At 74.0% G+C, this 24,562-nt stretch carries 20 protein-coding genes; 6 read left to right on the top strand and 14 right to left on the bottom strand.

Annotated features, from left to right (window positions below):
- The first annotated feature begins 122 nt into the window (after nucleotides 1–122).
- On the top strand, nucleotides 123–1,310 hold the full coding sequence (locus ABD353_RS00360) for a sensor histidine kinase (protein WP_344621397.1): 1,188 nt from the start codon (nucleotides 123–125) through the stop codon (nucleotides 1,308–1,310).
- A gap of 397 nt (nucleotides 1,311–1,707) precedes the next feature.
- On the opposite strand, the gene ABD353_RS00355 is transcribed toward ABD353_RS00360, so the two are convergent.
- The 3 genes from ABD353_RS00355 to ABD353_RS00345 all read right to left on the bottom strand — a co-directional run bounded on the left by ABD353_RS00355 (nucleotide 1,708) and on the right by ABD353_RS00345 (nucleotide 7,607).
- Entirely contained in the window at nucleotides 1,708–2,850 is a 1,143-nt protein-coding gene (locus ABD353_RS00355; protein ID WP_344621396.1) for a glycosyltransferase, read from the bottom strand.
- A complete protein-coding gene (locus ABD353_RS00350) occupies nucleotides 2,847–5,777 on the bottom strand; it encodes a bifunctional glycosyltransferase/CDP-glycerol:glycerophosphate glycerophosphotransferase (RefSeq protein WP_344621395.1) in 2,931 nt (976 codons plus the stop codon). The genes ABD353_RS00355 and ABD353_RS00350 overlap by 4 nt, the downstream gene beginning before the upstream one ends.
- A 192-nt stretch (nucleotides 5,778–5,969) precedes the next feature.
- Nucleotides 5,970–7,607 carry a glycosyltransferase gene (locus ABD353_RS00345; RefSeq protein WP_344621394.1) on the bottom strand — a complete coding sequence of 546 codons (1,638 nt, stop codon included), beginning with the start codon at nucleotides 7,605–7,607 and terminating at the stop codon, nucleotides 5,970–5,972.
- A gap of 152 nt (nucleotides 7,608–7,759) precedes the next feature.
- Between ABD353_RS00345 and galE the strand changes: the two genes are divergently transcribed.
- Nucleotides 7,760–8,734 (top strand): UDP-glucose 4-epimerase GalE, encoded by a 975-nt coding sequence (galE, locus tag ABD353_RS00340; protein WP_344621393.1) that lies wholly within the window; start codon nucleotides 7,760–7,762, stop codon nucleotides 8,732–8,734.
- Nucleotides 8,735–8,762: 28 nt separating this feature from the next.
- On the opposite strand, the gene ABD353_RS00335 is transcribed toward galE, so the two are convergent.
- The gene (locus ABD353_RS00335; RefSeq protein ID WP_344621392.1) at nucleotides 8,763–11,054 is read right to left on the bottom strand and encodes a serine/threonine-protein kinase; all 2,292 of its coding nucleotides are present in this window, start codon (nucleotides 11,052–11,054) and stop codon (nucleotides 8,763–8,765) included.
- 423 nt (nucleotides 11,055–11,477) lie between these two features.
- Between ABD353_RS00335 and ABD353_RS00330 the strand changes: the two genes are divergently transcribed.
- The gene (locus ABD353_RS00330; protein ID WP_344621391.1) at nucleotides 11,478–12,119 is read left to right on the top strand and encodes a TetR family transcriptional regulator; all 642 of its coding nucleotides are present in this window, start codon (nucleotides 11,478–11,480) and stop codon (nucleotides 12,117–12,119) included.
- A gap of 185 nt (nucleotides 12,120–12,304) precedes the next feature.
- Here ABD353_RS00330 and ABD353_RS00325 read toward each other — a convergent pair whose 3' ends face one another.
- The 6 genes from ABD353_RS00325 to ABD353_RS00300 all read right to left on the bottom strand — a co-directional run bounded on the left by ABD353_RS00325 (nucleotide 12,305) and on the right by ABD353_RS00300 (nucleotide 18,225).
- Nucleotides 12,305–13,249 carry a beta-ketoacyl-ACP synthase III gene (locus tag ABD353_RS00325; RefSeq protein ID WP_344621390.1) on the bottom strand — a complete coding sequence of 315 codons (945 nt, stop codon included), beginning with the start codon at nucleotides 13,247–13,249 and terminating at the stop codon, nucleotides 12,305–12,307.
- A gap of 104 nt (nucleotides 13,250–13,353) precedes the next feature.
- Nucleotides 13,354–14,289: a hypothetical protein gene (locus tag ABD353_RS00320; RefSeq protein ID WP_344621389.1), complete on the bottom strand. Its 936-nt coding sequence runs from the start codon at nucleotides 14,287–14,289 to the stop codon at nucleotides 13,354–13,356.
- 245 nt (nucleotides 14,290–14,534) lie between these two features.
- On the bottom strand, nucleotides 14,535–15,698 hold the full coding sequence (gene mqnE, locus ABD353_RS00315) for an aminofutalosine synthase MqnE (RefSeq protein WP_344621388.1): 1,164 nt from the start codon (nucleotides 15,696–15,698) through the stop codon (nucleotides 14,535–14,537).
- 314 nt (nucleotides 15,699–16,012) lie between these two features.
- Nucleotides 16,013–16,975 (bottom strand): threonine ammonia-lyase, encoded by a 963-nt coding sequence (locus ABD353_RS00310; RefSeq protein WP_344621387.1) that lies wholly within the window; start codon nucleotides 16,973–16,975, stop codon nucleotides 16,013–16,015.
- Between the two features lie 27 nt (nucleotides 16,976–17,002).
- Nucleotides 17,003–17,464, bottom strand: coding sequence for an Lrp/AsnC family transcriptional regulator (locus ABD353_RS00305; protein ID WP_344621386.1), 462 nt, complete (start codon nucleotides 17,462–17,464; stop codon nucleotides 17,003–17,005).
- Between the two features lie 119 nt (nucleotides 17,465–17,583).
- Entirely contained in the window at nucleotides 17,584–18,225 is a 642-nt protein-coding gene (locus tag ABD353_RS00300) for a UbiX family flavin prenyltransferase (RefSeq protein WP_344621385.1), read from the bottom strand.
- An 89-nt stretch (nucleotides 18,226–18,314) separates the two neighbouring features.
- Here ABD353_RS00300 and ABD353_RS00295 point away from each other — a divergent pair, with 89 nt between their 5' ends.
- Both ABD353_RS00295 and ABD353_RS00290 read left to right on the top strand, forming a co-directional pair.
- Nucleotides 18,315–19,055: a cyclase family protein gene (locus ABD353_RS00295; RefSeq protein WP_344621384.1), complete on the top strand. Its 741-nt coding sequence runs from the start codon at nucleotides 18,315–18,317 to the stop codon at nucleotides 19,053–19,055.
- 53 nt (nucleotides 19,056–19,108) lie between these two features.
- Complete coding sequence (locus tag ABD353_RS00290) at nucleotides 19,109–19,825, top strand: MOSC domain-containing protein (RefSeq protein WP_344621383.1); 717 nt, start codon at nucleotides 19,109–19,111, stop codon at nucleotides 19,823–19,825.
- A 28-nt stretch (nucleotides 19,826–19,853) separates the two neighbouring features.
- Here the strand turns inward: ABD353_RS00290 and ABD353_RS00285 are convergent, their stop codons facing one another.
- From ABD353_RS00285 to ABD353_RS00270, 4 genes are all read right to left on the bottom strand, one after another.
- A complete protein-coding gene (locus ABD353_RS00285) occupies nucleotides 19,854–20,798 on the bottom strand; it encodes a glycoside hydrolase domain-containing protein (RefSeq protein WP_344621382.1) in 945 nt (314 codons plus the stop codon).
- Between the two features lie 88 nt (nucleotides 20,799–20,886).
- Nucleotides 20,887–21,270, bottom strand: coding sequence for a VOC family protein (locus ABD353_RS00280; protein ID WP_344621517.1), 384 nt, complete (start codon nucleotides 21,268–21,270; stop codon nucleotides 20,887–20,889).
- A 143-nt stretch (nucleotides 21,271–21,413) separates the two neighbouring features.
- Nucleotides 21,414–22,313: a menaquinone biosynthesis prenyltransferase MqnP gene (gene mqnP / locus ABD353_RS00275; protein WP_344621381.1), complete on the bottom strand. Its 900-nt coding sequence runs from the start codon at nucleotides 22,311–22,313 to the stop codon at nucleotides 21,414–21,416.
- Entirely contained in the window at nucleotides 22,310–23,767 is a 1,458-nt protein-coding gene (locus tag ABD353_RS00270) for a menaquinone biosynthesis decarboxylase (protein ID WP_344621380.1), read from the bottom strand. The genes mqnP and ABD353_RS00270 overlap by 4 nt, the downstream gene beginning before the upstream one ends.
- Before the next feature lie 78 nt (nucleotides 23,768–23,845).
- Here ABD353_RS00270 and ABD353_RS00265 point away from each other — a divergent pair, with 78 nt between their 5' ends.
- Nucleotides 23,846–24,259 carry a PLD nuclease N-terminal domain-containing protein gene (locus tag ABD353_RS00265; protein ID WP_344621379.1) on the top strand — a complete coding sequence of 138 codons (414 nt, stop codon included), beginning with the start codon at nucleotides 23,846–23,848 and terminating at the stop codon, nucleotides 24,257–24,259.
- Nucleotides 24,260–24,562: the final 303 nt, after the last annotated feature.

Genomic DNA, 24,562 nt, shown 5'->3' with positions numbered 1-24,562 from the left:
CCCCATGGCGGCGGCCCGCGGCGACCCGCGATGCTGGTCGGGCAGCGGACGGCGGGGCGCCGAGGGGGCGCCCGGTCCGCCGGCGGTGACGGGGCGAGGTCCGTCGGGAGGGCGGTGCACGGATGAAGGACCAGGTCGGCCAGGAGGAGAAGGCGGCCCGGCCCTCGCTGTACGGGCGGCAGCTGTGGCTGCAGGTGCAGCACATGCTGCTGAACCTGCCGCTCGGCATCGCCGGCTTCGTCTTCACGGTGGTGACGCTGTGCGTGGGCCTGGGCCTGGCGGTGACGGTGCTCGGCCTGCCGCTGCTGGCCGCGGGCCTGGCCGGCAGCCGCTGGCTGGGGGCGCTGGCCCGGCGGCGGGCCCGGGCCGCGCTGGGCTCGGACGTGCCGGACGCCGCCCCGCTGGCGCCGGTGCGGCCGGGGCCGGCGGGCTGGGTGGTGGCCTGTCTGACGGACGGGCTGAGCTGGCGCTCGGTGCTGTTCGGGGTGCTGCTGCTGCCGTGGGGGATCATCGGCTTCGCCGTGACGCTGGTGCTCGTCCTGGTCGGCTGGCCGGTGCTGCCGTGGGCGATGCGGGGGCTGGCGGCGGTCGAACGGATGCTGGTCGGGTTGCTGCTGTGCCCGAACGCGCTGACCGAGCGGGTGCGGGAGCTGGAGGAGGACCGCGGCGCGGTGGTCGACACCGCGGCGGCGGACCTGCGCCGGATCGAGCGGGACCTGCACGACGGCGCCCAGGCCCGGCTGGTGGCGCTGGCGATGGACCTCGGCCTGGCCCGGGAGCGGCTCTCCGAGAGCCGGACGCCGGAGGAGGTCGCGGGGGCCGCGCGGATGGTGGACGCGGCGCACGGCGAGGTGAAGCTGGCCCTGCGGGAGCTGCGGGACCTCGCCCGGGGCATCCACCCGGCGGTGCTCACCGACCGCGGGCTGGACGCCGCGCTCTCGGCGGTGGCGGCCCGCTGCACGGTGCCCGGCGGGGTGAAGGTGCACGTCGACCTGAAGGGGGCCGAGCGGCCGGACCCGGCGGTCGAGGGGATCGCCTACTTCACGGTCAGCGAACTGCTCACCAATGTCTCCAAGCACGCCGGGGCGCGGACGGCGACGGTGGACGCCTGGCGGTCCGGCGACCGGCTGATGCTGGTGGTGCAGGACGACGGCCGGGGCGGGGCTGACCTGCGCACCGGCAGCGGTCTGGCGGGGCTGGCCGAGCGGGTGGGCGCGGTGGACGGGGTTTTCCTGGTGGAGAGCCCGGCCGGCGGCCCGACCTCGGTGACGGTCGAGCTGCCCTGGCGGACGCGGGCCGCCCGGACCTGACCGGCCCCACGGCGTGTCTTCGAGGGCGGTCGGGCACACAGGGGCGCATGGGGCCCTGGATCAACCACCCGACCGCCCTTCGCCGACATGCCCGAGCGCCGAGCAGCCGATCGCCGGAGGGCCGGGCGTTGGAGGGCCCGGCGGCCGCCACCCTTGCGCGGTGCGGTCGCCGGGCCCGGCCCCGGTGGCGGGGGTCAGCCGCCGGTCGGCACCCGGAGCCTCGGCCCGGTGGGGCGCGGGCCGGCCGGGGACGGTCGGGTGGGTTCCTTCTTCGGGCGCACCGGGGCTCCTCCCGAGGCTGTGCGCGGGCGCGACGGACAGGTCGACTTCGTCAGCATTTCAGCTGTATGTCCGAATCACCGCCGCGGCGCGCCCGAGCGCGCCGCACCTGCCCGGCTCATGCCTCCAGCAGGGCGAACAGCTCCTCCCACCGGTCCAGCACCCGCTCCGGCGAGTACCGCACGATCGCCTCCCGGGCCCGCGCCCCCATGGTGTCGCGCAGCTCGTCGTCGTCCATCAGCCGGCCGAGCTGGCGGGCCAGCGCGGAGGTGTTGCCGACCGGGGCCAGCAGGCCGTCCTCGCCGTCCCGGACGATCTCGTGCACGCCCGGTGCGCAGTCGAAGGCCACACAGGGAACGCCGCAGGCCATCGCCTCCATGAGCGAGATCGGGAAGCCCTCGCCGCGCGAGGAGAGCACGAAGATCCCGGCACCGGCGAGCGCGCCGGGCACGTCGTCCGTCCGCCCGCAGAACTCGACCGAGTCGTCGAGGCCGAGGGCGGTGCACTGCGCGCGCAGCGCCTCCTCCTCCTCGCCGAGGCCGTAGACCTTCAGCCGCCAGCCCTCGCGGCCGCGGATCGCCTCGGCCCAGGTCTCCAGCAGCAGGTCGACGCCCTTCTCCTGGGCGAGCCGGCCGATCGAGACCACGGTGCGGGCAGCGGGGGCGGCCGTCTCCGGCACCGGGAAGGGCAGCGGGTTGGGGATGCCGCAGGTCGAGTTCATGCCCTGGCGGATCCAGGCGTCCGCGTCCTCGTCGGTGAGCACCACCAGGCGGTCGACGTCCGCGTAGTGGCGCTGCACCCGGCCGAACCGCGAGGAGGCCCGGCAGGTCTCGAAGGACTCGTGGCTCATGCCGACGACCTGGAGGCCCTTCAGGTCGGCGAGCGCGACCCACTCCATCGCCCAGACCTGGGTGACGATCACCACGGCGCCGGGCCGGGCGGCGCGGAACATCGCGCTCATCCGCTCGGCGGCCTCGCGCATCCCGGCCGCGCGGACGGACTGCCGGCGGCGGGCCGCGACGTCCAGCCGCTGCCAGGGGTAGGCCGGCGTCCAGGCGGCGGGCGGCTGGCCGTCGTACAGGGTGGTCATCCCGTACGGCAGGCCGTCGCCGAAGTCCTTGTGCAGCACCGCGGGGCAGATGCCGATCAGTTCGACCCGGTGGCCGCGGCCGGTCAGCAGCTCGGCCATCCGGTGCGACCAGCTGGCGACGCCGCCCAGTTCGTCGACGCTGTTGCTGACGATGAAGATGTCGCGGCTCACCGGCCGGCCTCCCGCTCCTGCTGGTCCTGCTCGTCGTGCCCGGGCCGTGCGGCCGCCGGGGCCGGCCCGAACATCAGGTCGGCGATCCGGGCCGCGGCGTCGCCCCGGTCGTACTCGCCGTAGGCGGCGGCGAACTCCCGCCGCCGGTCGGCGTACTCCTTGCCGGTGGCCTCCAGCTCGTCCAGGGCCGCGTACAGCTCGCCGGCGTCGCGCAGCACCGGGCCGGGCGCCTCGCGCAGCAGGTCGAAGTAGGTGCCGCGGACGTCCTCGGCGTACTCCTCCCAGTCGTGGGCGAAGAACAGCATCGGCCGGTCGAGCAGCGCGTAGTCGAACATCAGGGACGAGTAGTCGGTGATCAGCGCGTCGGAGAGCAGGTACAGCGGAGTGACGTCCTGGACCTCGGAGACGTCGATCACCCGGCCGCGGACGGACGGCGGCAGCACCACCCGGTTCAGGTAGTGGCAGCGCACCAGCAGGGTGAGCCGGTCGCCGAACCGCTCGGCGAACTCCTCGACGTCGAACGGCAGCTCGAAGGCGCGGACCCTGCCGCGGGCGTCCGCGCGGAAGGTCGGCGCGTACAGCACCACCGGCTTGGTGAGGTCGATGCCGAGCTCGCCGGCGAGCTGCCGGTCCTTGCCCGCGTCCTCGCGCAGCAGCACGTCGTTGCGCGGGTAGCCGACCCGCAGCAGCCGCTCCTCGCCGATCCGGTACGCCGGCGCGAGGGTGCGCACGTCGTGCTCGGAGCGGACGACGAAGTGGTCGAAGCGGTTCAGCCCGGACAGGTACTCGGCCTGCTGGACGGGCGTCTGCCGCTTCAGCGAGGCCAGGTCGAAGCCCATCTTCTTGAGCGCCGAGCCGTGCCAGGTCTGGATGTAGGTGGTCTCCGGGCGCTTGCGCAGCCGGTACGGGTAGCCCTGGTTGTCCACCCAGAACTCGGCCTGCGCCAGCGCCCGCAGGTACTTCCAGGACCAGCGGCGCACCAGGGCGGCACCGGACGGGAAGCCCTCGGTCGACTTCGCGTACGACCAGACCGGCTTCATCGGCGCACCGCGGCGCACCAGCTCCTCGTAGACCGCGCGCGGGCTGTCGCTGAACTGCCGGCCCTGCTGGCTCTCGAAGACCACCTGGCCCTTGACCACGGGCAGCCGCTGCAGCAGCCGATGGTAGACCTTCAGCTTGGTGTCGCCGTTGTTCAGGGTGCGCTTGAGCTGCAGCGCGCCGCGGGCGGTGCGCCGGGCCCGGTCGGCGGCGGTGTTGGCGAGCGCGGAGGCCTCGCCGCGCAGGGCCCGCTCGACGAGGTCGGTGCCGCGGCGGGCGGCGGCGCCCTCCGCGGCGATCTCGAAGGCGAGGTGGCCGCGGGCGGTGGCGTGCGGGGCGAGCCGGTCGCCGGTGAGCCGGGTCAGCCGGGGCCGGACGGCGGGGGCGGCCGCCGAGGCGAGGTCGAGGTCGCCGACGGTGAGCCGGGTGGTGGTGCGCTCGCCGTTGGCGGTCAGCACGCAGCGGACGTCCCAGACGGCGTCCAGGATGCCGAGCGGGCGCAGCCGGCGGGCGAGGTCGGCGGTGGCGCGCCAGGCGATGCCGTCGCCGTCGTGCCGGACGTCGGCGACCGGGAAGGTGAACGACTTGAGGCCCTTGCGGCGCGGCGAGAACTCCAGCCGGGCGGCGAGCTTGGCGTCGGCGGGGATCCGGCCGAGCGGGTTGACGATCCGGCCGGCCAGCTCGACGCCCTGCGGCCCGGCCGCGTAGTGGGTGAGCCGGTTGCGCAGGAAGAGCTTGCGCAGCGGGGCCGCGTGGTAGCCGTGCGCCGTGACGTCGAGCACCTTGCGGCCCTCGGGGTCGTCGAGGTGGTCGGCGCAGAAGTACACCCGGCCGTCCTGCTCGGTGAGCGGGGCGGCGAGCTTGTCCCGGTTGATCAGGGTGTCGACGGCGGGCAGCAGGTTGTCCCAGTCGTCCTGCCCGAGCAGGTAGGCGCAGATCCGCTGCGGGCTGCCGACCTCCTCGTACGCCTCCGGGGCGAGCCCGGCCAGGTAGCCGCGGGCGTGCTCGGCGAACTCCTTGCGGAAGTCCTCGGGCAGGAAGGGCAGGTCGCGCAGGTGCAGCACCAGGTCGTGCTTGAGGAACTTCACGTCCTTGCGGTACTTCAGCTCGACCATGCCGCGGTCGGCGAGCATCGCGTCGATCCGACGGTGGATCTCCAGCCGGTCGGTGAAGTTGCGGATCTCGTGGCGGCGGTTGGAGAGCGAGCGCTCGCCCTTGGTCGGCGGGGCGACGTCCCACCAGTAGACCCGGTTGGGGATCAGGGTGATCCGCTCGGCGGCGAGGTACGCCTGCGAGGAGAAGAGCAGGTCCTCGTAGAGGATCCCGACGGGGAAGGTCAGCGCGTGCTCGGCGAGGAAGGTCCGGCGGTAGGCCTTGTTGGTGGAGAGGGTGTCCCAGACCAGCAGGTCGGGCAGCTCGGCGATCGACTCCAGGGTGCGGGTGCGCGAGTAGATCCACGGGTACCAGGCGTCGGTCTTGCCGTACCGGTTGCCGAGGAAACGGCGCACGCTCAGGCCGGAGACCAGGTCGGCGCCGGTGCGGGAGCCCGCCTCGTACAGGTTGCGGGCGGCGTGCTCGGCGAGCTCGTCGTCGCTGTCCAGGAACATCACGTACTCGCCGCGGGCCTCGGCCACGCCGTGGTTGCGCGGGGCACCGCAGCCGCCGCTGTTGGCGGGCAGTCGCAGGGCCCGCACCCGGCCCGGGTTCTCCTGCTCCAGCCGCCGGGCCACGGCGAAGCTGTCGTCGGTCGAGCAGTCGTCGACGATCAGCACCTCCAGGCCGCGCAGCGACTGTCCGAGGGCGGAGGCCACCGCCCGGGGCAGCCGGGCGGCGTCGTTGTAGACGATCACGATGACGCTGACCAGCGGCTGCGCCTGACTGGAGGGCATGGACGGGGGTCCTTGTCGTCGGGTGGTGCTTGAGGGTGCGTGCTGAGGGTCTCCGACGCTGCCGCGGCGGCTCTGCCGATTGAGCCACGGCATCATGGGAATGGGATGAATTCTCCCACCGCGCGGGGAGTGCCCCGTCCCGCGGGCGCCCCGACGGCCGTCGCACGCCCGGCCCGGGCGGGCCGTTCGCCCTCAGCCGAGGCGGGCCAGCACCCGGCGCAGCCGGGCCCGGACGACCTCCCAGCCGCCGCGCACCCCGTCGGCGACCCGCATCCCGAGCTCGCCGTTGGTCGTCCCGTACGCCTGGACGAGGGCGAGGCGCAGCAGCGGCCGGTACACGACGGCGTGCCGCTTGCCGAGGCCCGGGGCGCGGACGGCGGTGGCGGCGCGGTCGCCGTTCTCGAAGCCCAGCACGACCCGCAGCGACCAGGCGGTCATCTCGCCGACGTCGCGCAGTTCGAAGGCGTCCACGGTGGTCTCGGCCGTCCAGCCGCCGTCGGGGTGCGCGTCCAGCTCCAGGGCGCGGCCGACGGTGAGCGGCGGGCCGAGCCGGGTGCGCAGCTCCAGGCGGACGTGGACCGGGCGGGCGGCGGAAACCAGCCCGTACGGGTCGTGCAGCCGCAGCCGGACGCTGCAGACCGGGCCGAGCCGGACGGTGCCGTCGACGGCCAGCGGCAGCCCGGCCGGGGGCAGCTCGTCGAGGCCGGTGAGCGGCACTCCGTCGACCAGGACGGGGCGGCCGTCCTCGTCGGCGAGGTAGGGCGGGGCGAGCCGGGGCGGGGCGGCGGCGAGCTCGCAGGCGCGGGCGAGGTCGGTGCCCTCGACCGGTTCGGGGCGGGCCAGCAGCAGTTCGCTCAGCCAGCGGCCGGCCGGGGTGGCGCCGCGCAGCGGGGCGGGGCCGAAGCCGGCCAGGTGGGTGCGGGCGATCCGCCACCAGGCGGCGCGGTAGGCGGCGGGCTTCTGCCGCAGTTCGCGGATGTACATCCGCAGGTCGTGGTCGATGAACTTGGTGCGGGCGGCGTCCGCGAGGTCCGGCTCGCCGGCCTCGGCGAGGATCCGCACCACATCGGCGTGCGCGTCCACCCGGTCCTGCCAGTTGCGGACCTCGTCCCGGCGGAGCGAGATGGACTGGCGGCCGGCCTCCCGGCGGACGTGCCACAGGTAGACGGTGTCGCCGACGGCGACCAGCCGCGGCCGGGCCGCGTACAGCCGGGCGGTGAAGACGAAGTCCTCGTAGTGCACCGGGCCCTCGGCGAACCTCACCTGGTGCTTGTCGAGGAAGTCCCGCTGGTAGAGCTTGTTCACGCAGAGGGTGTCGCGGAGGAACTCGGGGCGCTCGCCGATGCCCTCGTAGCGGCGGGACGGGGCGCCGGCCGCGGGGAAGAGGTCGCGCTGCCAGGGGGTGTCGGTGCCGGCGGGCAGCTCGCGGCGGACGCAGACCCCGGCGACCACCTCGGCCTGCTCGGCGACGGCGGTCTGCAGCAGCGTCCGGGCGGCGTCGGGGGCGAGCACGTCGTCGCTGTCGAGCAGCATGACGTACGGCGAGCGGGCCGCGGCGAGGCCCTGGTTGCGGGGGGTGCCGCAGCCGCCGCTGTTCTCCGTGCGAGTGATCACTCTCACGCGGGGGTCGGCGGCGGCGAGCCTGGCCAGGCGTTCGGGTGTGGCGTCGGTGGAGGCGTCGTCGACGACGATCACCTCAGCCACGGAGTCCCCCTGGGCGAGCGCCGAGCGCACCGCAGCGGTGATGTGCGCGGCGTCGTCGAAGACGATCACCACGACGCTGACCTGGGGTGACGTGCTGGGCGCCGTGCCGGGAGTGCTGGCGGTCATCCCGCGACCTGCTCCTCCCGCTGACGATAACCGCCTGCGATCGTACCGGACCGTACTTATCGGGGTGTCGGACAACTCGACTCGAACACGCCCGGCCCGCACCGGCCGCCGGTCACCGGGGTTTCGAACGGGTGCCGCATAGGATCTCGGGCATGACTTGGTTGATCACGGGCGGCGCCGGTTACATCGGCGGACATGTCGTGCGGCAGCTGGCGGAGGCCGGCGAGCGGGTGGTCGTCCTCGACGACCTCAGCTCCGGCTCGGCCGACCGGCTGCCCGCCGGGGTGCCGCTGGTGGTCGGTTCGACGCTCGACCGGGAGCTGCTGGACGCGGCCGTCCGCGAGCACGGGGTCACCGGGGTGCTGCACGTTGCGGCCAAGAAGCAGGTCGGCGAGTCGGTGGCGGAGCCGCTGCTCTACTACCGGGAGAACGTCGAGGGCCTGCGGACGGTGCTGGAGGCGGCCGTCGCGGGCGGCGTCCGCAAGGTGCTGTTCTCCTCCTCCGCCGCGGTCTACGGCATGCCGGACACCGACCTGGTGACGGAGTCCACCCCGTGCGAGCCGATCAACCCGTACGGCGAGACCAAGCTGATCGGCGAGTGGCTGCTGGCCGCGGCCGCGAAGGCGTACGGGCTGTCGGCGGTCTCGCTGCGGTACTTCAACGTGGCCGGCGCGGCCTCGCCGGAGCTGGCCGACGACGGGGTCACCAACCTGGTGCCGATGGTCTTCCAGCGGCTCACCGACGGCCTGCCGCCGCTGGTCTTCGGCGACGACTACCCGACCCCGGACGGCACCTGCATCCGCGACTACATCCACGTGGAGGACGTGGCGGCCGCGCACCTGGCCGCCGTCCGCCGGCTGGACGCGGCCGGGGAGCCGGTGAGCCTGACCCTGAACATCGGCCGCGGCGAGGGCGTCTCCGTCCGCGGCATGCTGGACGCGATCGCCCGGATCACCGGCCTCGCGGTGGAGCCCGAGGTCACCCCGCGCCGCGCGGGCGACCCGGCCCGGGTGGTCGCCGCGGCCGACCTCATCCACAAGGAGCTGGACTGGTCGGCGCGGTACGGCGTCGACGACATGATCGAGTCCGCCTGGGCGGGCTGGCGGGCCCGCCACCCGGGGCTGTGACGGGCCGGCCCCGGGGCCTCCCCGCGTCCTACTGCGGCACCGCGGTGCCGTAGTAGGAGTCCAGCGCGTAGACGCAGCGGTCCTTGCTGCCCGCGAACACCCGTCCCGCGACGGCCACCGGCGAGCCGGTGAGCTCGCCCTTGGTGCCGAGCTCCCAGCGGAGCCGGCCGGTGGCGAGGTCCACGGTGTGCAGCGAGTGGTCCCGGCTGCCCAGGTGCACCAGGCCGTCGGCGACGGCCGGGGAGCCGACGATCTCGCCGCGGGCGGCGTACCGCCAGCGCTCCCGCCCGGTGGCGGTGTCGAAGGCGTGGAGGGTCTCCCCCGAGCCGAGCAGCACGGCGCCGTCGGCGACCACGGCGGGCTCGGCGCCCTGCCGGCTGCCCGTCCGCCCGCGCCAGCGCTCCCGCCCGGTGGCGAGGTCGACGGCGTAGAGCGTGCCGAGGTAGTCGGCGACGTAGGCGGCGCCGGCGTCCAGCGCGGGCGGCGTGAACAGCACCACGGGCGCGTCGAAGCGCCAGCGCTCGGCGCCGGTGGCGGCGTCCAGGGCGTACACCCGGGGGCCGGCCGTGACGTACAGCACGCCGCCGCGCTCGACCGGGCGGGAGGGCACGTCCTCGCCGACCGGCACGGACCAGCGCAGCCCGCCGCCCCGCGGGTCGACGCAGCGCAGCCGCCCGCCGCCGTAGTAGTAGGCGCAGCCGCCGACCAGGGCGGGCCCGGACTGCGGGTTCTCGTAGTCCTGCTGGGCGTCGTCGGCGCGCCACAGCTCCGCGCCGTTGGCGGCCGAACGCAGTTGCACGCCGCCGCCCCTGATGCCGCAGCAGAGCACCCCGTCGGCGGCGTCCAGCGAGTAGACCCAGCCGTCGAGGGAGTTGCGCCAGCGCTCGGTGCCGTCGGCGACGTCCACGGTGTAGAGGTGCGGGCCGTCGGCGGCGTGCACCCGGCCGTCGGCGACCGCGAGCGCCCAGGCGACGTCGCGGGTCTTCCAGCGCCGCTCGCCGGAGGCGATGTCCAGGGCGTGCACCTCGAAGCTGGAGACGAAGAGCGTGCCGTCGGCGACCACCGGGGTGCCCCAGACGTCGTTGGACATCCGGAACCGCCAGGGCCGCCAGCGCGGCGCCGGGGCGGGCGCCGGGACGGGTGCGCGGCGGACCCAGTCGGTGGCCGCGGGCGCGGCCGGCGCGGCGGCCGACTGCCCGGCCACGGACTGGTCGGCGCGCGGGCCCGGCCCTATCCGGACGGGTCCACCGGAGAGCCGGACCTCCTCCTGCCGGGCGGGCCGGCCGCCGGCTGCCATCCGCTCGGTGGCGGCCTCGCCGCCGAGCGAGCCGTTGCCCCGGCTGTCGGCCGGGGGCGCGGACGGCTGCGGCGGCAGCACCGGCGGCACGGGCGGCGGGGCGACGGGGGGCGCGACCGGCGGGGCGAGCGAGCGGCGGCCGCGCTTCTGCTCGATCAGCTGCAGCGCGCTGGGCGGCAGCCAGTCGCCGGCGTCGCCGAGGGCGTCGTCCCGGGAGAACAGGTGCGGGGCGAGCTCGGCCTGGATCTGCGCGGGCGTCGGCCGGTGCTCCGGCGCGGGCCGCATGCAGGCCCGGACGAGGTCGGCCAGCTCGATCGGCAGCCCGGACAGGTCCGGCTGCTCGCGCAGCAGCTGGAACACCGTCTCGACCGGGTTGGCGCCGCGGTACGGGGGGTGGCCGGTGGCACAGAAGACCAGCAGCGAGCCGAGCGAGAAGACGTCGCTGGCGCCGGTGACGCTGCGGCTGTCGCGGGCCTGCTCGGGCGACATGTACGCCGGGGTGCCGACCGCGACGTTGGTCATGGTCAGCCGGGTGTGCGAGACACCGGCGGCGATGCCGAAGTCGATCACCCGCGGGCCGTCCTCGACCACCAGCACGTTGGACGGCTTGAGGTCGCGGTGGACGAGGCCGGCGGCGTGGATCGACTGGAGCGCCTCGGCGATGCCGGCGACCAGCCAGCGCACCGCGTCCACCGGCAGCGGACCGCAGTGGTTGACCAGGTCCTCCAGCGAGGGCGCCGGCACGTACGCGGTGGCGAGCCAGGGCACCCGGGCGTCGGCGTCGGCGTCGACCACGGCGGCGGTGTAGAAGCCGCCGACCGTCTTGGCGGCGGCGATCTCGCGGGCGAAGCGGACCCGGAACAGGTCGTCCTCGGCCAGCTCGGTGCGCACGGTCTTGATGGCGACCCTCCGGCCCGATGCGGAGCGCGCCAGGTAGACCAGCCCCATCCCGCCCGCGCCGAGCCGTCCCAGCACCTCGAAGGGCCCGATCCGCCTTGGATCGTGCGCCGTCAGCTGGTCCACTGAGCTGCCACCTCCCCGTTGTGCCGTCCCCCGTCCGGGGTGCGCACCCGATTCTCCAATGCCCACCCCCCGGGAGCCAATCTCCCCCGCCCGCGCCGCGCGGGGCAGGCCGTTCCGGACGGGCCGCGTCCGCTCCGGACGCGCGCCCGGCGCCGCCCCTGGCGGGCCCGGACACGCCCCGGACGCGACCGCGCACGGGCCGGCCGGCCCTCCGGCGGAGCCGGGTCCGACCGCCGCGGCGATCACTGCCTGTCATCCGACCACCCCTCAGCAGACCGGTCGTCACGCTGTGGGGTCATCAGTGCACGGGGGGGCTACAACAGGAGCGCTGAATATCCGTCCGGGCGCTCCATTACCGCCACGAGCGGCCTAATTGTCGCATCACCGAATCGCGCCAAGATCGTGCCACGGTAAGCTGACGGCATGACAGGACAAGTTCGCACCGTCGACGGTCGCGTCGCCGGGCGACGCGGACAGGAGACGCGGCAGAAGCTGCTCGACTGCCTCCGCGAGATGCTCAGCACGTCGCCTTACCGGGACGTCAAGGTCATCGACGTCGCCCGTATGGCGGGTACCTCCCCCGCGACCTTCTACCAGTACTTCCCGGATGTCGAGGGCGCTGTCCTCGAGATCGCAGAGGAAATGGCCGAGGACAGCGGCGGGCTCAAAGAGCTCGTCGAAGGAAAGTCCTGGGCGGGAAAGACCGGTGCCGCCACTTCGGAAGAACTGGTGGACGGTTTCCTCGCCTTCTGGCGCAAGAACGATGCCATTCTTCGAGTGGTCACTCTCGGTGCTGCCGAGGGGGACAAACGGTTCTTCAAGATCCGGATGAAGGTGCTCAACTCGGTGGTCGCCCCGCTCACCGAGGCCGTCCGGTCGAACCAGGGCAAGACCGACAAGACGATCGATCCGGCCGCCGTGGCGGGCTCGCTGGTCTCCCTGCTCGCCTCCGCGGCGGAGCACCAGAAGGCCTTCACCTCGTGGGGCGTGAAGGTGAAGGACCTCAAGCCCAACCTGGCCCTCCAGGTCTACCTGGGCGTCGCCGGCAAGAAGCCGCCCAAGTAGCCCGCTCCATCGTCCACCTCGCACGTTCGCCCCGGCCTCCTGTCCGGGGCGTGGCGGGCGGCGGCCGTGTCCTCGGGGGAGGTTCGCCGACGCACCGTGACGTGCCCGACAGCAGTGGGGCGCCGGAATCCGCGGATTCCGGCGCCCCACTGCTGTCTGTCCGGGTCGGACGCGCGCCCGGCGCGCTACGGGCAGCGCACCACCTGGCCGGCGTACGCCAGACCGCCGCCGAAGCCGAACAGCAGCACCGGGTCGCCCGAGCGCAGTTCCCCGCGCTCGACGAGCTTGCTGAGGGCGAGCGGGATCGAGGCGGCCGAGGTGTTGCCGGAGTCCACCACGTCGCGGGCGATCACCGCGTCCGGGGCGGTGCCGAGCTTGGCCGCGATGGCGTCGATGATCCGCAGGTTGGCCTGGTGCGCGACGAAGCCGCGCAGCTCGGACGGGTCCAGCCCGGCCTTGAGGCAGGTCTCGCGGGCCAGCGGGGCGATCCGGGTGGTGGCCCAGCGGAACACCGCCTGGCCCTGCTGGCTGATGGTCGGGTCCCAGCCGGTGATGACCACCGCGTCGCCCTTCGCGGGCTCCGAGCCCCACACGACCGGGCCGATGCCGGCCTGCTCGTCGGGAACGGCCTCCACCACCGCCGCGCCGGCCCCGTCGCCGAAGATCACGCAGGTGGAGCGGTCCGTCCAGTCGATGGTGTCGGACATCCGCTCGGCGCCGATCACCAGGGCCCGGGTGGCCGCGCCGGCCCGCAGCGCGTGGTCGGCGGTGGCCAGCGCGTACGAGAAGCCCGAGCAGACGGTGTTGATGTCGTACGCGGCCGGCGCGGTGATGCCGAGCCGGGCGGCGACCGCGGCGGCGGTGTTGGGGCTGCGCTCGACCGCCGTGCAGGTGGCGACCACCACGAGGTCGACCTCGTGGGCCTGGCGCCCGCTCGCGGCGAGCGCCTTCTGCGCGGCCTCGGCGGCGAGGTCGACGAGCGTCTCGTCGACCGCGATGTGCCTGGTGCGGATGCCCACCCTGGAGCGGATCCACTCGTCGTCGGTGTCGACCAGCTTCGCCAGGTCGTCGTTGGTGAGGACCTTGGGCGGCTGGTAGTGGCCGAGCGCCACGATGCGGGAGGCGGTCATACATCAACTCAACCGGGTTACCCATCAGTCGCCCGGTGACGCACCGGAACAGTATCCGGGGAGTTTGACTGTAGAAGGGTGACAAATCCCCGCAAATCGCAGGGTCAGACGGCCAGTGCCGCGGCGTCGCCCATCGCGATGACCGGGTGGGCGGCCGGGTCGAGGGCGCGGATCAGCTCGATCATGTTCGCCTCGGGCAGCGAGACGCAGGCGTGCGTGGGGCCGCCGTGGTCGACGTGCAGCCAGACGCCGCCGCCCTTGGCCTTGCCCTCGGGCGACGCGGTGTCCAGCGGGGAGCGGCCGGCCACCCGGTTGTAGTTGATCGCCACCACGTAGTCGAAGGAGCCGGCCAGCGGCTCGCCGTTGAAGCCCTTGCCGCCGACCACGAAGTTCGCGTCCTTGTCGTAGGGCAGCCTGCTGCCCGGGTCGGCCTTGCGGCCGCCGGCGTCGGTGAGGCCGAAGACGCCGATCGGGCTGTGCAGGTCGCCGGACCGCTTCTCCGCGGACCAGCCCTTGTAGCCGTTGTGGGCCGCCCACGCCTGACCGGCCCGCCAGCGGCCGTCCGGGGTGCGCGTCCAGAGCGTGACGACGGTGTCCGCGGAGTCCTTGTCCTTGCCGGAGGCGACCACGACCTGCTTGGTCTCGGCCGGGATCTTGGCGAGGAAGGACGGGCCGAGACCCGGGATCGCCGCGACCGTCCCGTCGGTGCGGTCGGAGCGGTCCGCGGTGGACGGGCCCTCGGTGTGGCCGCCGGCCGACAGCGGGGCGATGTCGGCGTGCGTGGTGTCGGCCTCGGGCCGCTCGGCCGCGCCGGCACTGGTGAACGAGGGGAGGGACCGGCCCTGGCCGACCGTGAACCAGCCGGCCGTGGCGGCCAGCAGCACCGCCGTACCGCCCATCAGGGTCTTGCCGCCGCGGCGCTTCGGCTTGGCCTTCCGCCGGTGCCCGCGCGGCCGTGGTGCCTGACCGTCCGCACTGCTGCGGGGACCCGGCACGTCGGCCGGGTGGAGGTGGCTGGTGGCGCGATGGGAACCGGACATGGGGACGATCCTCCCAAAGTCCCGGGCCTGGACGAAACCCGGGGCGTGTGGTGAGCCTGTGAGCATACGCGGTCGGCGGGGCGCCAGTGGAAAGGCTGCGCCGATCGGACAAACCCCGCAGGGGTGTTGTCGCGGCCGGGGCGCGCGGGCGCCGGACACGCGCCGGGGCCCGTCGGCGCGGTGCCGACGGGCCCCGGCGCGTGTCCGGCGGCGGCGCGGCGCGGCCGCCCGCGACTGGCGGGGTGTCAGAGGCGCATCGCCTGCGGCGTCTCCCGACGGGCCAGGTCCGGGCCGTCGTACTCGCGGATGACCTCGTAGCGGGTGTTCCGCTCGACCGGGCGGAAGCCCGCGTCGCGGATCAGGTCGAGCAGGTCGTCACGGCCGAGCTTGTTGGGCGTGCCGAAGTTGTCCGCGTCGTGGGTGATCTTGTACTCGACGACCGAGCCGTCCATGTCGTCGGCGCCGTGGCTGAGCGCCAGCTGCGCGGTGGTGACGCCGTGCATCACCCAGAACACCTTGACGTGCTGGACGTTGTCGAAGAGCAGCCGGGAGACCGCGAAGGTCTTCAGCGCCTCGGCCCCGGTGGCCATCTCGGTGCGGTCCATCAGCCGGTTGCGCACGACGCCGTCCTTGGAGTCGTGGAAGTCGTGCTGGTAGCGCAGCGGGATGAAGACCTGGAAGCCGCCCGTCTCGTCCTGCAGCTCGCGCAGCCGCAGCACGTGGTCGACCCGGTGCCGGGGCTCCTCGATGTGGCCGTACAGCATGGTGCACGGGGTCTTGAGACCCTTCTCGTGTGCCAGGCGGTGGATCCGCGACCAGTCCTCCCAATGGGTGGCGTGGTCCACGATGTGCTGACGGACCTCCCAGTCGAAGATCTCCGCGCCGCCGCCGGTGAGCGACTCCAGGCCGGCGTCGATCAGTTCGTCGAGGATCTCGCTCGCCGTCAGGCCGCTGATCTTCTCGAACCAGTGGATCTCGGTGGCGGTGAAGGCCTTCAGCGAGACGTTCGGCAGCGCGGCCTTCAGCTCGCGCAGCGAGCGCGGGTAGTAGCGCCAGGGCAGCGTCGGGTGCAGGCCGTTGACGATGTGCAGCTCGGTGAGGGACTCGACCTCCATGGCCTTGGCCAGGCGGACGGCTTCCTCGATGCGCATGGTGTACGCGTCCTTCTCGCCCGGCTTGCGCTGGAAGGAGCAGTACGCGCAGGAGGCGCTGCACACGTTGGTCATGTTGAGGTGGCGGTTGACGTTGAAGTGGACGACGTCGCCGTTCTTCTGCGTCCGCACGTGGTGGGCGAGACCGCCCAGCCAGGCCAGGTCGTCGCTCTCGTAGAGCGCGACGCCGTCCTCGCGGGTGAGCCGCTCGCCCGCGTAGACCTTCGCCTCCAGCTCGCGCTTCAGCCCTGCGTCCATGCGGTGACCCCGCCTCTCGTACCTGCCGAAACAATGCCGGAACCGAGCCTACGCCTCGGTATGCGGGGCCCGGCCACAGGGGCGCGGGAAGCCCGCGGCGCGGCGGCGACCACTCCGGGGGCGGGGACATCAGCCCAGGGGTGCGCGATCGCTTCAGGGGCGCGGGGAACTGCGCGATTCGGATGCGGGCCACCTTACGAACCATGGGCCAGCCCGGTTCGGCCACCGCCGCCCCCGGACTGCGCGGTTCCCCGCGCCCCTGAAGTGATCGCCCCGCGCCCCCTGATGGGCGTCCTGGTCCCCCTGGGGACCGCTCAGCGGGCGAGCAGCTCGCTGAGGAGGGCCGGGTCGAGGTTGCCGCCGCTGACCACGGCCGCGGCGACCCGGCCGCCGACCTCGGAGGCGCGGTGGAACCAGGCGGCGGGGGCGACGGCGCCGGACGGCTCGGCGACCAGCCGGCCGCGGCGGGCCAGCAGGGCGACGGTGTCGCGGATCTCGTCCTCGGTGACGGTGACGATGTCGTCCACGTACGCCTGCAGGTGCCGGAAGGGCAGCTTGCCGACCGAGGGGGTGCGCAGGCCGTCCGCGACGGTGCGGTAGGTGTCGGCGACCGGCCAGGCGAGGTGCTCGCCGGCCCGCAGACTGGCCTGCGCGTCGGCGGCGAGTTCGGGTTCGACGCCGACGATCCGCACGCCCGGGCAGGCGAGCTTGAGCGCGGCGGCGGTGCCGGAGATCAGGCCGCCGCCGCTGACCGGCACCAGCACGGTGTCCAGCTCGTCGGGGGCGTCCTCGGCGATCTCCAGGCCGACGGTGCCCTGGCCGGCGATGATGTGGCGGTCGTCGTACGGGGGCACCCAGACGTAGCCGTGCTTCTCGACCAGCTCGGCGGGCAGGGTGTCGCGCTCGTGCGGCGGGACGAGGACGACCTCGGCGCCGAAGCCGCGGGTGTTCTCGACCTTCACCGCCGGGGAGGTGTCCGGCATCACGATGACGGCCTTGATGCCGAGCAGGCCGGCCGCGTAGGCGACCGCCTGCGCGTGGTTGCCGCTGGACTGGGCGACCACGCCGCGCGCCCGCTCCTCGGCGGTCAGCGCCGCGAGCCGGTTGTAGGCGCCGCGGATCTTGAACGCGCCGGTCGGCTGGAGGCTCTCCGGCTTGAGCCAGAGACGGCGCTCGCCGTCCGCCGCCCACGGGCAGGGCAGCAGGGGGGTCCGTACGGCCACCCCGGCGATCCGCTGCTGCGCGGCGCGCAGCTCCTCCAGTCCGACCAGCGTCATCGTGTCACTCCTCCGTCGTCCGCGGGGTCACTCGCCGGAGCCCAGCGGCAGGTCGCTGACCCGGCTCTCCCACTTGGTGGACAGTACGACGGTCGTACGGGTGCGGGCCACGCCCTTGGTGCCGGAGATCCGCTTGACGACCGATTCCAGCCCCTCCACGTCCGGGACGCGCACCTTGAGCATGTACGAGTCGTCACCGGCGATGAACCAGCAGTCCTCGACCTCGGAGAGGTCCTTGAGGCGGTGGGCGACGTCCTCGTGGTCGGCGGCGTCGGTGAGCTGAAGACCGATCAGGGCGGTCACGCCGAAGCCCAGCGACGCCGGGTTGACGGTGGCGCGGTAGCCGGTGATCACCCCGGCCTGCTCCAGCCGGTTGATGCGGTCGGTGACGCTCGGACCCGACAGGCCGACCAGTCGGCCGAGCTCCGCGTACGAGGCGCGGCCGTTCTCCCGCAGTGCCTGGATGAGCTGTCTGTCCACTGTGTCCATATACCTGCCAGCGCCCTTCCGAACCTCACCGGACCCGAGATCATTATCCGGATTCGAAGGCGGCGTACGCCGATCAACCCGGATATCGCAATGAACATACTCTCCCGATCCGCACGGCCTCACTCTGCCTTGGCCGCAGCGCCCAGTTCGCCGTCCCAGCGGCGGTAGAGCGCGTGCGGCACGCCGACCGCGTCGAGCACCCGGCCGGCCACGAAGTCGACCAGTTCGCGGGCGGTGGAGCCGCCCGCGTAGAAGCCCGGCGAGGCGGGCAGCACCACGGCGCCCTGCGCGTCCAGCTCGACCAGGTGCTTCAACGTCACCCCATTGAGGGGTGTCTCGCGCAGGCACACCACCAGCGGGCGACGCTCCTTCAGGGTGACGGCGGCGGCCCGCTGCAGCAGGTCCTTGCTGAGGCCGAGCGCGATGCCGGCCACCGCGCCGGTGGTCGCCGGGACGACCAGCATGCCCTTGGCCGGGTAGGAGCCGGAGGACGGGCCGGCCGCGAAGTCGCCGGCCGACCAGTGGCGGACGCCGTCGAGGTCGTCGGTGCCGATCCAGCGGGCCAGGTCCTCGCGCCAGTGGGCGTCCCGGTAGGCGATGCCGGTCTCGTCGAGGATGGTCAGCCGGGCGGCGCGGGAGACCACCAGGTCGACCGCCTCGCCGGCGGCGAGGAGCGCCCGGATCACCGACGCCGCGTACGGCGTCCCGGACGCGCCGGACACCCCCACCACCCACGGCCTGCGCACCTGCGAATCGTTCATGCTCCGACCCTAGGCGGTGGGGCACCGGGGGCGGGGCAGTGGCCCGGGAGCGCTGCGCCGGGCGGGCCGGGCGGGGCAGGATGGACGGCATGGCGCCGACGCTGATCGACCTCACCCATCCGCTCACCACCGGCATGCCGGTCTACCCCGGCGACCCGGAGGTGGAGCTGCGGCCCGCCCTCACCACCGACACCGCCGGGGTCAACGTGCTGGCGCTGCACCTGGGTTCGCAGGCGGGCACGCACGTGGACGCCCCGTACCACGTGGACGTGACCTGGCCGACGCTGGACGGGCTGCCGCTGGAGCTGTTCACCGGCCCGGCGGTGGTCGCGGACCTGCGCGGGCTGGCCCCGCGCACCGCGGTGACGGCGGATCAGCTCGCCCCGGCGCTGGCCGAGTGCACGCCGGGCGCGGTGCTGCTGCTGGCCACCGGCTGGCCGCGGCACTGGGGCAGCGAGCTGTACCTGGCGCACCCGTACCTGTCCCGGGAGGCCGCGGAGGCGATCGTGGCGGCGGGGGTGCGCACCGTCGGGGTGGACGCGCTGTCGGTGGACCCGACGCCGGAGCAGGGACCGGCCGATCCGGCGGTGGCGGCGCTGCTCGCGGAGCTGGCGGACGAGCACGACCCGGCGGGCCAGGAGCCCTCGCTGGCCGCGCACCGGGTGCTGCTGGGCCGGGACGGCGGCGGGGTGATCGCCGAGAACCTCACCGACCTGACCCCGCTGCTGGCGGCCCGGGAGGCGGGTGCGCCGGTGGAGGTGTCGCTGTTCCCGCTGCGGCTGGCGGCGGCGGACGGCGCGCCCGTCCGGGCGGTCGCGCGGGTGGGCTGACGGTCCGCCAATAGGTCTAGACCACGATCGGGAGGGCCGGATAGGCTCCCGCCATGGCAGAGATCTCCGGTGTCGTGGAGCGCATCTGGCGCTACCCGGTGAAGTCCACCGGCGGCGAACTCCTCGACGCGGTCGAGGTGGACGGGCGCGGCCTGGCCGGCGACCGGCTCTACGCGGTGCGGGACGGCTCCGGCAGGTTCGGCTCCGGCAAGAACACCCGCCGCTTCCGGCGGATGGACGGCCTGCTGCGGCTCTCCTCCCGACTCGGCCACCGGCTCGACGCCCCGGAGCTCCTCGACCCGCTCGGCAGCCCGGTCGAGGACCCGGACGCCTTCCTCCGCGCCTACCTGGAGCGCGAGGACGTAGCGCTCGCCCGCGAGGACGCCGTCTCGCACTTCGACCAGCTGCCCGTCTCGGTGCTCACCACCGCCACCCTGGACCGGGTGCGCGCCGAGGTCCCGGACGCCGTCGTCGACGAACGGCGCTTCCGCCCCAACGTCCTGCTGCGCACCCCGCCCGGCACCCCGCCGTTCACCGAGGACGGCTGGTTCGGCCGTGAGGGCCGGTTCGGCGACGGCGTCCGGCTGGCCTTCGTCCGGGCCAGCGAGCGGTGCGCGATGGTCGGCGCGCCGCAGCCCGGCCTGCCGCACGCACCGGAGATCCTCCGCGCGGTCGCCCGCGGCCACGACAACCGGCTGGACGCCCTGGCCACCGTGGTCTCCCCCGGCCGGCTGAGGGTCGGCGACCCGTTGGTCCTCACCGCCGGGTAGCGCGGCCGTACACCGCCGGCGGCACGCTTCAGCCGACGACGGCGACCGGGGCGTCCCAGGCGTTGCGGTCGACGGTCAGCGTGACGCCGCCGTGGGTCTCCCTCCGGTCGACCCGGTACTGGTGGCCGCGGCGGTGGCCGGTGAAGAGCCCGGCGGCGAAGGGGAAGCCCGTCACGGTGTCCTCGACGCCGTCGTACTTCGCGTACCAGAGCGCCGTCGGCAGGTCCGGGGTGCCCTCCGCCGCCGCCCGGGCGATGCCCGCGGCACTGGAGGCGGCGAAGCCGTAGAAGCCCGGCCGGTAGCCGCGGGCCTCCACCGCCCGGTCGAAGGACCGGGTGTACGCGAGGACGGCCGCCGCGCACGCGGTGTCGGCGGCGTCGTAGGACTCCACGTCCAGGTAGAGGGTGCTGCCGGGCCTCATGCCGAGGGCCCCGGCCGCGGCCACCGCGTCCGCGCCGTCCGCGGACCCGAGGTCGACCGCCGTGCCGGCGGTGAGCTTCTCCGGGTTGCTGCCGCTCCGGCAGGGCGGCTGCGCGCCGACGTACAGCGGGATCAGCCGCCAGCCGGTGGCCGTCACCGAGGCCACCCAGGACGGGGTCAGCTGCGGCTGGGCGCAGCCGCGGTTCCTGCCGCCGACGTAGACCGCCGCCGCGCCGTACGGCGAGGTGCCGTGCCAGGCGTTCATCGCCGACGGTGCGGGGGCGGTGCAGGTGTCGAAGGCGAGGCCGGTGAAGACCGCCGGGTCGCCCGTCGGGGCCGGGGCGGAGGCCGACCCCGGCGGGGCCGCGGCGGAGGCGGTGGGTGGGGTCCGTGCGGGCGGCGCGGAGGTCCCGCCGGCGGGGGCGACCGCGGCCGTCCGGTCGGCCGCTCCGACGACCCCGGCCCGGGCGGTCAGCGCCGCACCGCCGAGCACGGCCACGGCCGCGACGGACAGCGCGGCGGTACGGCGGCGCGGGGATCGTTCCTTCGGCACGCGGGCCCCTCCGGGACGGACGACAGGTGGCACGAAGACCTATCACCCGTCGCCGCGGGGCGCCGCGGCAGGGCCGCTCGGTCCCCGCTCAGGCCGTGCCGCCGCCCGGACCGACCAGGCAGAACGGGTGGCCCGCCGGGTCCACGTACACCCGCCAGCCGGGCTCGGCGGCCTTGCGCACCGCGCCGAGCGCCAGCACCTTCTCCTCGGCGGCGTCGAGGTCCTCGACGTCGACGTCCAGGTGCAGCTGCTGGGGGTGGGCCGGGTCCGGCCACATCGGCGGGCGGTAGTCGTCGACCCGCTGGAAGCCCAGCACCATGCCGTCGGGGGTGTGGACGGTCGACCACTCGGCGTCCAGCGACCAGCGCGGGTCGGGGCGGTCGATCTCGCCGCCGAGCACGGCCGCGTAGAAGTGGGCCAGCCCGGCCGGGTAGTGGCAGTCCAGGACGACGCACTGCAGCTTGCCGATCATCGGTGACCACTCCTCGGGGTAGCGGCGGCTCCTGCCGTCCTCCATGGTCCCCCGCCACTGCCCGCGGCGCCCGGAGCGCGCGGCGGGCAGTGGCACCGCGGCCCCGGGTCCCGCTCCCCCGTGGTCGCCGCTCGTCGCGGCCGTCAGACGGTCAGGCCCCGGAGGACCAGGTCGAGCAGGGCGAAGCCGAAGAGGGAGATGCCGACGAAGCCGTTCGTGGTGAAGAAGGCCCGGTTGAGGCGGGAGAGGTCGCCGGGCTTGACGATGCCGTGCTCGTAGAGGAAGGCGCCGACGACCACCGCGAGGCCGACCCAGAAGGCGGGGCCGGCGTCGGTGAGGACGGCGTACCAGGCGAGCAGCGCGACGGTGACGGCGTGGCAGGCGCGGGCGCCGTACAGCGCCGCCTCGATCCCGTACCGGGCCGGCACCGAGCGGACGCCCTCGGCGCGGTCCGCGGCGACGTCCTGGCATCCGAAGATCAGGTCGAAGCCGCCGATCCAGACGCCGACGGCGAGGCCGAGCACCACGGCGTCCCAGGACCAGGTGCCGGTGACGGCCAGCCAGGCGCCGATCGGGCCGGCGGCCTGGGCGAGGCCGAGGATGGCGTGCGGGAAGTCGGTGAACCGCTTGCCGTACGGGTAGACGATCATCGGCACGACGGCGACGGGGGCGAGCGCCAGGCAGAGCGGGTTGAGCAGGGCGGCCGCGCCGAGGAAGACGACGAGGGCGACGGCGGAGCCGACGTAGGCGGTGCGCAGCGACACCGCGCCGGTGACGAGTTCACGGCCGGCGGTGCGCGGGTTCCGGGCGTCGATCTCGCGGTCGATGATCCGGTTGGCGGCCATCGCGAAGGTCCGCAGGCCGACCATGCAGACGGTGACGACGAAGAGTTCGCCCCAGTGCACCCGGCCGTCGGCGAGGAACATCGCAGTGAGCGCGGCGATGTACGCGAAGGGCAGCGCGAACACCGAGTGCTCGATCATGACCAGCCGCAGGAAGGACTTGACCTTGCCGGGCGGGACCTCGAAGGCGGCCGTGGTCACAGTCCGTACTCCTTCCAGCGCTTGGTGACGAGGGCGGCGGTCTCCGGGTCGGAGGCGACCATCTCGGGCCAGCCGCCGTCGCGGGTGTAGCCCTCCTCGGGCAGCTTGCGGGTGGCGTCGATGCCGGCCTTGCCGCCCCAGAACTGCTGGTAGGAGGCGTGGTCGAGGTGGTCGACCGGGCCCTCGACGACGGTCAGGTCGCGGCTGTAGTCGACGTTGCCGAGCGCCCGCCAGGCGACCTCCTGGTAGTCGTGCACGTCGCAGTCGGCGTCCACCACGACGATCAGCTTGGTGAGCGACATCATGTGGGCGCCCCAGATGGCGTGCATGACCTTCTGGGCGTGCTTCGGGTACTTCTTGTCGATCGAGACGATCACGCAGTTGTGGAAGCCGCCGGCCTCGGGCAGGTCGTAGTCGACGATGTCCGGGATGATGATCTTCAGTAGCGGCAGGAAGAAGCGCTCGGTGAACTTGCCGAGCGGCCCGTCCTCGGTCGGCGGCCGGCCGACCACGATGGACTGCAGCAGCGGGCGGCGGCGCATCGTGACGCAGTCGATGGTGAGCGCCGGGAAGGGCTCCTGCGGCGTGTAGAAGCCGGTGTGGTCGCCGAACGGGCCCTCGGGGAGCATCTCGCCGGGCTCCAGCCAGCCCTCCAGCACCACCTCGGCGTCGGCGGGCACCTGCAGCGGGACGGTCTTGCAGTCGACCATCTTCACCCGCTCGCCCTGCACGAAGCCGGCGAACAGGTACTCGTCGATGTCGCCGGGCAGCGGCGCGGTCGCGGCGTATGTGACGGCGGGCGGGCAGCCGAAGGCGATCGCGACCGGCAGCCGCTCGCCGCGCTTCGCGGCGACGGCGGCGTGGTTGCGGCTGTCCTTGTGGATCTGCCAGTGCATGCCGATGGTGCGCCGGTCGTGCCGCTGCAGGCGGTACAGGCCGAGGTTGCGGACGCCGGTGTCCGGGTCCTTGGTGTGGGTGAGGCCCAGGTTGAAGAAGGAGCCGCCGTCCAGCGGCCAGGTGAAGAGGGCGGGCAGCTGCTCCAGGTCGACGTCGTCGCCGGTGAGGACGACCTCGTGGACGGGCGCGTCGGCGGTCTTCACGTTCTTCGGCGGCACGTGGGCCATCGAGGCGAGCTTGCCGAAGGCGTCCCGGAAGCCGGTGAAGCCCTGCGGCAGCTCGGGCCGGAGCAGGCCGGCGATCTTCTCCGAGATGTCGTCGGGGGACTTCAGGCCGAGGGCCTTGGCGAGCCGGCGCTCGGTGCCGAAGACGTTCATCGCCAGCGGCATGGACGCGCCCTTGACGTTCTCGAAGAGCAGCGCCGGGCCCTTGGCCTTCTGCACCCGGTCGACGATCTCCCCGATCTCCAGGTACGGGTCCACTTCGGTCTTGATCCGCTTGAGGTCGCCCTCGCGCTCCAGGGCGCGGAGGAAGGAGCGGAGATCGTCGTATGCCATGCCTGTCAGTATCCGACACCGGTTAACCTGGCCCCGCCAAGAGGGGCCCTGTTCGCCGTTCCGGGGGAGACCGACGCCGTGTTGAGAGTTGTGCCGCCGCTGCTTCTGCTCGCGCTCTGGGTGTGGGCGTTCATCGACTGCCTGACCACGCCGGAGGAGGAGGTCCGCTACCTCCCCAAGGTCGCCTGGGTGATCATCGTGCTGCTCTTCCCGCTGGTCGGGTCGATCGCCTGGCTGGTGGCCGGGCGCAACCGCGCGCGGTCCCGCGGCCGGGCCGTGCCCTGGCCGGCCGGCCCCACGGCGGGCTTCCCCGAGTACGAGCGGCCCGCGGAGCGCTACGTGGCCCCGGACGACAACCCGGAGTTCCTGGCCTCGTTGAAGAAGGACAACGCGCGGCACGAGGACATGCTCAAGCAGTGGGAGTCCGACCTCCGTCGGCGCGAGGAGGAACTGCGCCGAAAGGACGAGCCGGAGGACGATCCGCGCGGCTGAACCGAATTTGGCGCTTCCCTACCATCCGGGAGCCCGACGGCCGCCGCGCGCCGTAGGAACCGCACGCCCCCGGCCCGCCCCGCGGACCGGGGGCGAGCCGTGCGCGAACGCTCCCCGACACCCGTCCTGACCTGGGCGGTCGGGGGTCCGGCCACCCCCTGTGACGGACCCTGCGGACCCCCCGGCCGCACCCCCCGGGACGGTCGGCGCGGTGTGACCCACTGTGTGCCCTGTACAGCTTCTGGGGCCCGACCTTGTACGGAATCGACGCCGAGCGGCGGCGGCCCTCCCTCGTAGTGTCGT

Source organism: Kitasatospora arboriphila (assembly GCF_039528095.1).
Taxonomy (GTDB): Bacteria; Actinomycetota; Actinomycetes; order Streptomycetales; family Streptomycetaceae; genus Kitasatospora; species Kitasatospora arboriphila.
This window is presented reverse-complemented; position numbering and strand designations above follow the sequence as displayed.